Source organism: Nocardia farcinica, from assembly GCF_029867845.1.
GTDB lineage: Bacteria > Actinomycetota > Actinomycetes > Mycobacteriales > Mycobacteriaceae > Nocardia > Nocardia farcinica_A.
The window spans coordinates 1-9,960 of record NZ_JARWRU010000397.1 but is presented as its reverse complement, the minus strand read 5'-3'; the positions used below and the strand labels follow the sequence as shown (position 1 = coordinate 9,960).

Annotated in this window: 9 protein-coding genes; 4 read left to right on the top strand and 5 right to left on the bottom strand. The window is 71.5% G+C overall.

Features of this window, described 5'->3' with window-relative positions:
• On the top strand, positions 1 to 1,593 hold a 1,593-nt coding region (gene acs / locus QH283_RS08445), incomplete at its 5' end, for an acetate--CoA ligase (RefSeq protein WP_280502460.1).
• An 86-nt stretch (positions 1,594 to 1,679) separates the two neighbouring features.
• Here the strand turns inward: acs and QH283_RS08440 are convergent.
• From QH283_RS08440 to QH283_RS08430, 3 genes are all read right to left on the bottom strand, one after another.
• Positions 1,680 to 2,147, bottom strand: a complete 468-nt coding sequence (locus tag QH283_RS08440; protein ID WP_280502459.1) for a VOC family protein — start codon at positions 2,145 to 2,147, stop codon at positions 1,680 to 1,682.
• Positions 2,148 to 2,362: 215 nt separating this feature from the next.
• The gene (locus QH283_RS08435) at positions 2,363 to 3,103 is read right to left on the bottom strand and encodes a hypothetical protein (RefSeq protein ID WP_280502458.1); all 741 of its coding nucleotides are present in this window, start codon (positions 3,101 to 3,103) and stop codon (positions 2,363 to 2,365) included.
• Between the two features lie 5 nt (positions 3,104 to 3,108).
• Entirely contained in the window at positions 3,109 to 4,050 is a 942-nt protein-coding gene (locus QH283_RS08430) for a hypothetical protein (protein WP_280502461.1), read from the bottom strand.
• A 138-nt stretch (positions 4,051 to 4,188) separates the two neighbouring features.
• On the opposite strand from QH283_RS08430, the gene lspA reads away from it, so the two are divergent.
• From lspA to QH283_RS08415, 3 genes are read left to right on the top strand one after another with little or no spacing between them, the layout of a single operon-like run.
• Entirely contained in the window at positions 4,189 to 4,926 is a 738-nt protein-coding gene (gene lspA / locus QH283_RS08425; protein ID WP_280502457.1) for a signal peptidase II, read from the top strand.
• Complete coding sequence (locus tag QH283_RS08420) at positions 4,923 to 5,849, top strand: RluA family pseudouridine synthase (protein WP_280502456.1); 927 nt, start codon at positions 4,923 to 4,925, stop codon at positions 5,847 to 5,849. The genes lspA and QH283_RS08420 overlap by 4 nt, the downstream gene beginning before the upstream one ends.
• On the top strand, positions 5,842 to 6,558 hold the full coding sequence (locus tag QH283_RS08415; RefSeq protein WP_280502455.1) for a hypothetical protein: 717 nt from the start codon (positions 5,842 to 5,844) through the stop codon (positions 6,556 to 6,558). The genes QH283_RS08420 and QH283_RS08415 overlap by 8 nt, the downstream gene beginning before the upstream one ends.
• A 43-nt stretch (positions 6,559 to 6,601) precedes the next feature.
• Here QH283_RS08415 and QH283_RS08410 read toward each other — a convergent pair whose 3' ends face one another.
• Both QH283_RS08410 and QH283_RS08405 read right to left on the bottom strand, forming a co-directional pair.
• Positions 6,602 to 7,420 (bottom strand): PhzF family phenazine biosynthesis protein, encoded by an 819-nt coding sequence (locus QH283_RS08410; RefSeq protein WP_280502454.1) that lies wholly within the window; start codon positions 7,418 to 7,420, stop codon positions 6,602 to 6,604.
• 59 nt (positions 7,421 to 7,479) lie between these two features.
• A complete protein-coding gene (locus QH283_RS08405; protein ID WP_280502453.1) occupies positions 7,480 to 9,900 on the bottom strand; it encodes a cation-translocating P-type ATPase in 2,421 nt (806 codons plus the stop codon).
• Between the last annotated feature and the right edge of the window lie 60 nt (positions 9,901 to 9,960).

The window sequence follows — 9,960 nt, the reverse complement described above, 5'->3', positions numbered from 1 at the left end:
GCCGCCAACTACTTCACCGAACTCGGCCTGACCGCAGGCGACCGGGTCGCCATCTACATGCCGATGGTCCCCGAGGCCATCGTGTCCATGCTGGCCTGCGCCCGCCTCGGCCTGACCCACTCGGTCGTCTTCGCCGGCTTCACCGCCACCGCGCTGCGCCAGCGCATCGACGACGCGGGAGCGCGCCTGGTGATCACCACCGACGGTCAGTGGCGGCGCGGCACCCCCGCACCGCTGAAGGCGGCGGTGGACGAGGCCCTCACCGACGGCGCCTCCACCGTCGAGCACGTGCTGGTGGTGCGGCGCACGGGCATCGAGGTGGACTGGACCGAGGGCCGTGACCTGTGGTGGCACGACACCGTCACCAACGCCTCCCCCGAACACCGAGCCCAACCCTTCCCCGCCGAACACCCCCTGTTCATCCTCTACACCTCCGGCACCACCGGAAAACCCAAAGGCATCCTGCACACCAGCGGCGGCTACCTCACCCAAACCGCCTACACCCACCACTACGTCTTCGACCACAAACCCGGCCACGACATCTACTGGTGCACCGCCGACATCGGCTGGGTCACCGGCCACTCCTACATCGTCTACGGCCCCCTCGCCAACCGCACCACCCAGATCGTCTACGAAGGCACCCCCAACTCCCCCACCGAACACCGCCACTTCGACATCATCGAAAAATACGGCGTCACCATCTACTACACCGCCCCCACCCTCATCCGCACCTTCATGAAATGGGGCGCCCAGATCCCCGACAGCCACAACCTGTCCACCCTGCGCCTGCTCGGCTCCGTCGGCGAACCCATCAACCCCGAAGCCTGGCGCTGGTACCGCCACACCCTCGGCAAAGACCGCACCCCCATCGTCGACACCTGGTGGCAGACCGAAACCGGCGCCATCATGATCTCCCCCCTGCCCGGCGCCACCCACGCCAAACCCGGCGCCGCCATGACACCCCTGCCCGGCATCAGCGCCAAGGTCGTCGACGACGACGCCAACCCACTCAACCCCGAAACCACCGACGCCAACGGCTACCTGGTACTCGACCAACCATGGCCGTCGATGCTGCGCGGCATCTGGGGCGACATGGACCGCTACCGCGAAACCTACTGGGACCGCTACCGCGAACAAGGCTGGTACTTCGCCGGCGACGGCGCCCGCATCGACACCGACAACGCCCTGTGGGTCCTCGGCCGAGTCGACGACGTCATGAACGTCTCCGGCCACCGCATCTCCACCGCCGAGGTCGAATCCGCACTCGTCTCCCACCCCGCCGTCGCCGAGGCCGCCGTGGTCGGCGCGAGCGACCCCACCACCGGACAGGGCATCGTGGCGTTCACGATCCTGCGCACCGGCAACGACACCGCCGATCAGGAGACCCTCGTCGCGGAGCTGAAGAACACCGTGGCCAAGGAGATCTCACCGATCGCCAAACCACGCGACATCTTCATCGTCTCCGAGCTGCCGAAGACCCGCAGCGGCAAGATCATGCGCAGGCTGCTGCGCGACGTGGCCGAGGGCCGGGAACTCGGCGACACCTCCACCCTGGTGGACCCGTCGGTCTTCGAGGCCATCGCCCGCGGCTGACACTGCCGGAACCGCCGCGGAGCGCCGTGCCGATCACATGAGGGGGATCGGGCACGGGCACCGGCGATTGCCGAATTCCTGCCGGCTCAGGACTCGCCGAACAGGCCTGCCATGCGGCGGTCCATCTCGTCGGGCGGGACGTCCTCGACATGGGTGGCCACCGTCCAGCGGTGTCCCCACGGGTCGACGAAGCAGCCGGAGCGGTCGCCGTAGAACCGCAGGCTCACCGCCTCGACCTCACGGGCGCCCAGCTCCATGGCGGTGACGAAGGCGGCGTCGGCGTCGGGGACGTAGACGTGCAGGCTCACCGGAGTGCCGCCGACGGCCTGCGGATCGAAGAAGCCGACCTCGGGGGCCGGGTCGCCGAGCATGAGCACGGACCCGCCGATCATCAGCTCGCAGTGTGCTATCCGGCCATCCGGCCGGGGCATCCGCATGCGCTCGGTGGCGCCGAAGACCCGCTTGTAGAACTCGACGGCCTCGGCGGCGCCGTCGACGGCCAGCCCGGGCGACAGCGCCGGGTATCCGGCGGGAACGGGGTCGACATCGGACATGACACACCTCCGGGTCGAGGCACTTCGTCTGACCCGGCGAGCCTATCCCCGCGCCCGCCGCCGCACGAGCCCTTCGGCAGCGACGGCACGGCATCGGTTCGGCGACAGCGGGGCGGCCGCGCCCACTCCCCGGCCGCCCACTCCCAGCCAGCACACTCCCAGCCGGCACGCTCCAGCCCGCACACTCCCCGCCGCGCGGTCCTGGCGGCGCGGCCTCACTTTTCGCGCAGGGCGCGCACCTGGGCGGCGGTGAGCTGGGCCAGCAACGCCGGGTCCGAGGCCTCCGGCGCGGTCACCGAGATCTGCACCAGGGTGTTGCCGACCTGGACCAGCGCAGCCTGGGCCACCAGTGTGGTGCCCTGGCTGGACATGACCAGCTGGAAGGCGGTGCTCGCGTCCCCGGCGGGCGGCTGGTCGAGCGCGCCGAGCCGGTAGTCGATGCGGACGCCCTCGCTGTCCTCGCCGAAATACTCGGCGCAACGGGCCAGCGTCTCCTGGACGGCGGTGAACGCCGGGCCGACCTCGCGATAGGCGGCCACGTCGATGTCGATGGCGGCGAACTCCGGGCCGTCGTAGGCCACGCCGGTCCAGGCGAGAGTCTCGGGGCGCTGATGGCCCAGCGCCATCAGCACCTTGCCGCAGCCGGGCGGAGTGGTGGGACTGGGCAGCGAGGCCGGACGGGTGTCCGGGTCGGCCGGGTCGTAGGCGGGCACCATGCCCGCGGGCAGATCGTCCTCGTCGAGCAGGCGCAGGGCCATGGCGTCGGCGGAGTCGTAGAAGGGCTCGCCCACCTCGGCGGCGGGGACCACCGGGCCGAGCGCGGTCAGTTCGACGGGCGGAGCGGCGGGTGGGTCGTCGTCCGAGCCGCAGCCGGTCAGCAATGTCACCGTGGCGGCCGCGGCGGCCAGGCAGGCGGTGGTGCGGTATCGGGCGGTTCGACGCGACGATCTGCGCACGGCTCTCACTCGGCCCACGTCACCTGCGTCACGATGCTCTGGCTCAGCAGGCTCACGCTGCGCGGGTCGCGGTAGACCTGGTGCCCGCCCACGCTGATCGCCCCGGCCACCGGCAGCGGCAGCCCGAGGTCGACGGTGATGGTGCCGGTGCCCTCCATCAGATAGTCCTCGATGGACAGGGTGCCGGTGTCGTTCGGCAGCGCCCACGAGGACGATTTGGGGGTCTGCTTGACGGTCAGGTCGATGGTCAGCCGGTCGCCGTCGCGGGCGACGAGGGTCGCGGTGGTCACCTGGTCGAGGGTGACGCCGCCGGTGACCTCCTGGTGCACGGTCCACACCGCGCCCTCGCCGACCGCCTCGTCCGGGAACATGATCGAGCGGTACACCGCCTGGTAGAAGGCGTTCTCCAGGGCGGCGCGGGCGGTGTTCGGCGTATCCGGGGTGGGGGCGAGGCGCAGCGCGGTGATGGCGCCGTCGGCGTCGAAATCCAGGCCCGCCTGGGAGCCGCCCGCCGCGGTCAGCGCTTCGCTGAGGATCGGGTCGGGGCTGGTGACGTCGCCGAGGGTGAGGTCGACGCCGCCGCTGCCCGCCCGCGCGGTCATCGGGATGGTCAGCGCCGGAGTGGAGAAGTCGCGCGGCACCTGGTCGTTGATCTGCTGCTCGATGTGGTGCTCGGTGTGCAGGGTGACCTGCTGCTCGGTGCCCGGCGCGAAGGTGGGCCGCAGCACGGCTCTCGGCTCGGCGCCTGGAGCGACCAGCGCGGCGGCGGCCACCGAGATCGGCACCGTCACCTCCTTGCCGATGCCGAGCGGCTCGGTGCCCTCGGTGCTGGCGGGAGCCTCGGCGTCATCGGCGCAGCCGACGGCGAAGGTCGACAGGCCCAGGGCGAGCACGACGAGCAGCGCTCGCGACCGCGCGATCCGGGGCAGGTGGGGAGAAGACAACACCGTCACGAGCAACAGGGTACGACCGCTTCCTGAGCGCGGACTCAGACTCCGCCGTGGCAGCCCACACCGTTACCCGGGAAATCGCACAGCCGCACCCGCGCGGAGGAGTCGCGGGAGGGGCGGTCTCGTGCTCGAGACATGATGGAGGGTGTGAAAGACGACCGGCACGACTCCGCCGTTGCCCCGCCGCCGCCCTTGCGGTTGCACACCCTGTTGACGCTCGCGGTGATCGTGTTCGCCCTCGACCTGCTCACCAAGTGCATCGTGGTGGCCACCATCACCCCGGGCGATCCGGTCCCGATCATCGGCGACTTCGCGCGTTTCGCGCTGGTGCGCAATCCCGGCGCCGCCTTCTCCATGGCCACCGGCATGACCTGGCTGCTGACCCTGATCGCGGTCGGCGTGGTGATCGGCGTGATCCGCATCGGCCGCAAACTGCGCTCGCTGTGGTGGGCGATCGGCCTGGGGCTCGTCCTCGGCGGCGCGGTCGGTAATCTGGCCGATCGGCTGTTCCGCGCGCCCGGCCCGTTGCAGGGCCACGTGGTGGACTTCGTCGCCGTCGGGTCCTTCCCGGTGTTCAACGTCGCCGACTCGGCGATCGTGTGCGGGGCGACGCTTCTGGTGGTGGCGACGCTGTTCGGGTTCGAACTCGACGGCACCCGCGTCGGCCGTGACCAGGAGGCCGGGGAACCGGCGTCCGGCGGGCAGGACCGCCGGGCGGGCGAAGACCGCGAAGGCGCCGCAGGCACCGGGGCGGACCACGCGACCGCCGAGCGTGACGCGGTCCCGGTGGACGGTGCCGCGGCGGGCGGGGACAGCGACGGCGACGCGCCGGAACGCGACGGCGAGCACACCGGAAAGGGGACGACCACGTGAGAGAGACCAGGGCCATGCCGGTGCCCGACGGGCTGGACGGCATGCGGGTGGACGCGGGTCTGTCCCGATTGCTCGGCCTCTCGCGCACCGCGGTGGCGGCGATGGCCGCCGAGGGCGCCGTGCTGCTGGACGGAGCGGCGGTGGGCAAGTCCGACCGGCTGACCGCAGGCGCCTGGCTCGAAGTGGAGTTCCCCGAGCCCAAGCGGGAGCTGACCGTTGAGGTCGCGCCGGTGGAGGGGATGAAGATCCTCTACGCCGACGACGACATCGTGGCCGTGGACAAGCCGGTCGGCGTGGCCGCGCACACCGGGGTCGGCTGGTCGGGCCCGACCGTGGTCGGCGGGCTGGCGGCCGCGGGCTACCGCATCTCGACCTCCGGCGCGCACGAACGCCAGGGCATCGTGCACCGGCTCGACGTCGGCACCTCCGGGGTGATGGTGGTGGCCCAGTCCGAGCACGCCTACACCGTGCTCAAGCGGGCGTTCAAGCAGCGCACCGTGCAGAAGCGCTATCACGCGCTGGTGCAGGGACATCCCGACCCGAGCAGCGGCACCATCGACGCGCCGATCGGCCGCGCGCGCGGCAACGACTGGAAGTTCGCCGTCACCGCGGACGGACGCCCGAGCGTCACCCACTACGACACCATCGAGGCCTTCCAGTCCGCGAGCCTGCTCGACATCCACCTGGAGACCGGCCGCACACACCAGATCCGCGTGCACTTCTCCGCCATCCGCCACCCCTGCTGCGGCGATCTGACCTACGGCGCCGACCCGAGACTGGCCGCGCGCCTCGGCCTGGAGCGGCAGTGGCTGCACGCGCACACCCTGGGCTTCCACCATCCCGCGGACGGCCGCTGGCTGGAGATCACCAGCGAGTACCCGGCCGACCTCAGCCACGCGTTGGACGTGCTGCGCGATGCGTGAGGAGGGCTCGGCCGAGCCCGAGCAGGCCCCAGGACGACGGTTGAGCGGTCCGGCGCGCGCCCTCGTGGTGGTTCTCGCGGCGACGCTGTTCGTCGGGTTCTTCGGCTTGCTCGGCGTGCTGAACCCACCCCGCGATCTCGGCGTGCGCAGCGACCGGCTCGGCCCGGAGAACGGCGAGCGGGTGACCGACTACCTCGCGCGCGCGGCGGATTCGGTGAACATCGCCGACACCGAACAGCATTGGGCGCTGGTGTCGTTCGCCGACCCGCTGCCGCCGGATCAGCTGACCGCGCACACCGGCGGCCTGCGCATCGGCCAGGTGCTCTACCGGGTGCCGCTGCCCCGCGTGCAGACCCCGCTCACCACCATCCCGGTGCCGGCCGACGAGACCGCGCTGCGCGATTCGGCCGCCGCCGCCGCTGGCCTGCTGCGAGCCGCGGCCACCGGCGACCGCGGCGACGAACGCTACCGCCGGGTCCTCGAGGTGAGCGCGAGCAGGCTGGCGGGGGGCTGTGCCTGCGCGGTGGCGGTCGTGGTGCGCGGGACGCCGGAACAGTTGCGCGATCTGGAGGCCGATCCGGTGGTCCGCGCGGTGGAGGCGCTGCCCGCCGACGCGGTGGCCGGGCACTACGCGGTCGCCCCGCTGCTGCCCGAGCACACCGAGACGGTGGTCCCCGGCCCGGACGACGGACCGGTGCCGGACGAGTGATCCCCGCCGCCGGGGACACGGCAGGGTTCGGTCGTGCGGGGGTTCAGTCGTCCAGGGTGACGACTCCGTCGAGATAGCGGCGGCAGCGGCCGATGAGCAGCACCCGCTCCCCGCGCAGTTCGCAGCGGATCGTTCCGCCGCGCCGGGACAGCTGGCGGGCGAGCACGAACGGGCTGCCGGTGCGCTCGGCCCACAACGGGACCAGCTGGGCATGCGCGGAACCGGTGACCGGGTCCTCCGGCACGCCGACGCCGGGGGCGAAGAAGCGGGAGACGAGATCGACCTCGTCGCCGGGGGCTGCGATGATCGCGCCGCGCTCGAGCGGCGGGAACGCGCCGAGGGCCGGGGCCGCCTCGCGCACTTCGCGTTCGGACGCCAGGATCAGCACCTCGTCGGCGCCGGAGTAGGCGCGGACCGGGCGCACCCCGATGGCCTCGACGAGCACCGGGTCCGGCTCGGTCGCCACGGAGGCGACCGCGGGCAGGTCGAGCACGTACTCGTCGTCGTCGGTGCGGTCGACGTGCAGCCAGCCGCTGCGGGTGAAGAAGCTGACCCTGTCCTCGCCTGGGTGCAGGTCGGTGAGGATCTGCGCCGCCGAGGCCAGGGTGGCGTGCCCGCACATGTCCACCTCGGCGCCGGGGGTGAACCAGCGCAGGTGGAAGGCGGGATTCTCGGCGGGGGCGCCGCCCGCCTCCGGCGGTAACTGCGCGGTGTAGAAGGCGGTGTCGGCGAGGTTGTTCTCCTCGGCCAGGCTCTGCAACAGCGCGTCGGGCAGCCAGGACGACAACGGCATCACCGCGGCGGGATTGCCGGAGAAGGGGGCGTCGGCGAACGCGTCGATCTGATGCAGCAGCAGCTCCATGCCCCAGAAGGTACTCCACCGGCGAATGCCCGCGCGGCGCAAGGGTTCTCGGGCGCGGCTCAGGCCGCCCCACCGGGCGAGGCCGGGATGAGCCGGTGCTCGCCTGCCTCGGTGGCGCTGAACCACCAGGCGATCTCCACCAGCACGATGCCGATCGCGCCGAGGCCGAGCGCCCAGGCGGTCAGGGTGGGGTTCGACGGGTCGAGAGCGAAGAACTCGCGGGTGAACGGCACGGTGAACAGCAGCACGTAGGCCAGCACCGAGACCCCGATCAGCACCACCTTCCACCACACGTACGGCCTTGCCACGATCGCGAGCACCCATACCGCGATGACGATCAGCGTGATCAGCGCCGTGGTCCCGGCCTGCACCTTCTCCTGCTCGGTGGCCTCCGGGCCCTGGTAGGCGATCAGATAGGCGATGAAGGTGGCCACGCCGATCACCACGCCGGAGGGGATCGCCTGGCGCATGACCCGGGAGACGAAGCCGTCGCGGGCGCGTTCGTTGTTCGGCGCCAGCGAGAGGATGAACGCCGGGATGCCGATGGTGAACCAGGCCGCGATGGTCACGTGGCGCGGCAGGAACGGGTAGCCGATCGGGTCGTAGTCGAAGATCTGCGAGCCGACACCGGCCAGGCCGACCAGGAACGCCAGCAGCACCGAATAGACCGTCTTGGTGAGGAACAGATTCGACACCCGCTCGATGTTGCCGATCACCCGGCGACCCTCCCCCACCACGTAGGGCAGGGTGGCGAACTTGTTGTCCAGCAACACGATCTGGGCGACCGCGCGGGTGGCGGGGCTGCCCGAGCCCATCGCGACGCCGATGTCGGCGTCCTTGAGCGCCAGCACGTCGTTGACGCCGTCGCCGGTCATGGCCACAGTGTGCCCGTGCGCCTGGAGGGCGCCGACCATGGCCCGTTTCTGTTCCGGGCGCACCCGGCCGAAGGTGGTCTCCCCGTCGAGCACCTCGGCCAGCTTCTCCTGGTCCTCGGGCAGCTTGCGGGCATCGACGGCATGGTCGCCGCCGGGCAGGCCGAGAGAGGCGGCCACCGCGCCGACCGAGACGGCGTTGTCACCGGAGATGACCTTGATGTCGACGTCCTGCTGCGCGAAGTACTCTAGGGTGTCGCGGGCGTCAGGGCGCACCTTCTGCTCGAGCACCACCAGGGCCACCGGGGTGACCACGCCGGGCGCGTCGGCGGCGTCGACCGGCCGGTCGCTGCGCGCGAGCAGCATCACCCGCATGCCCTTGGCGCCGAGCTCCTCGGCGGCGCGGGCGTCGTCGGTGGCCGGGTCGAGCAGCACGTCGGGGGCGCCGAGCAGCCAATCGCCGTGTTGGCCGAAGGAGATGCCGCTCCACTTCTTGGCCGAGGAGAACGGGGCGAGGCCGGTCCGCTGCCAGGCGGGCGGCGCGTCCAGCGCCTCGGCGATGGCCTGCACGCTGGCGTTGGGGCGCGGGTCGGCGGCGGCCAGGGCGGACAACGCCGTGCGCGCCTCCGCCTCGTCGGCACCGCCGAGCGCCCTGACCTCGGCCAGGCGCATGCCGTTCTCGGTGAGGGTGCCGGTCTTGTCCGCGCACACCACATCCACCCTGGCCAGGCCCTCGATGGCGGGCAGCTCCTGCACCAGGCACTTGCGCTGACCGAGCCGCACCACACCGACGGCGAAGGCGATGGAGGTCATCAGCACCAGGCCCTCGGGCACCATCGGCACCAGCGCGGCCACCATGCCGGTGACCGCGGGCCGCCACGACTCGCCGCTGGAGAACAGCTGGTTGTAGATGCTGAGCAGGCCCGCGGGGATGAGCAGCAGGGTGATGAACTTCAGGATGCGGTCGATGCCGCTGCGCAGCTCCGAGCGCACCAGGGTGAACTTGCTGGCCTCCTCGGCCAGGCGGGCGGCGTAGGCGTCGCGGCCGACCTTGGTGGCCCGGTAGGCGCCGGAGCCGGAGACGACATAGCTGCCCGACATGACCTGGGCGCCGACCTGCTTGTCGATCGGGTCGGCCTCGCCGGTGAGCAGCGACTCGTCCACCTCGAGCAGTTCGGATTCCTCGACGACGCCGTCGACAACGATCTGATCGCCCGGACCGAGCTCGATCAGGTCGTCGAGCACGATGTCCTTGGGCGGGATCTGCGTGGCCACGCCGTCGCGACGCACCGTCGGCTTGGCCTGGCTGACGATCGCCAACTGGTCGAGGGTGCGCTTGGCCCGCACCTCCTGGATGATGCCGATCGCGCTGTTGGCGACGATGAGCAGGCCGAACATCCCGTCGATGATCGAGCCGGTGCTCAGCACCAGCAGGAACAGCACGCCGAGGATGGCGTTGATGCGGGTGAAGACATTGGCGCGCACGATCTCGCGCACCGAGCGGCTCGCGCGATCGGGGACATCGTTGGTGAGCCCGTCGCGGCGTCGTTGCTCGACCTGCGCCGCGGACAGTCCGGCCGACCCGGAAATCTGCTCGGTTGTCGTCATGAGCGTCAGCCTATGCCGTCGCCGCCACCGCCCTCACCGGCAAGTGTCCGGTTCGGGGGG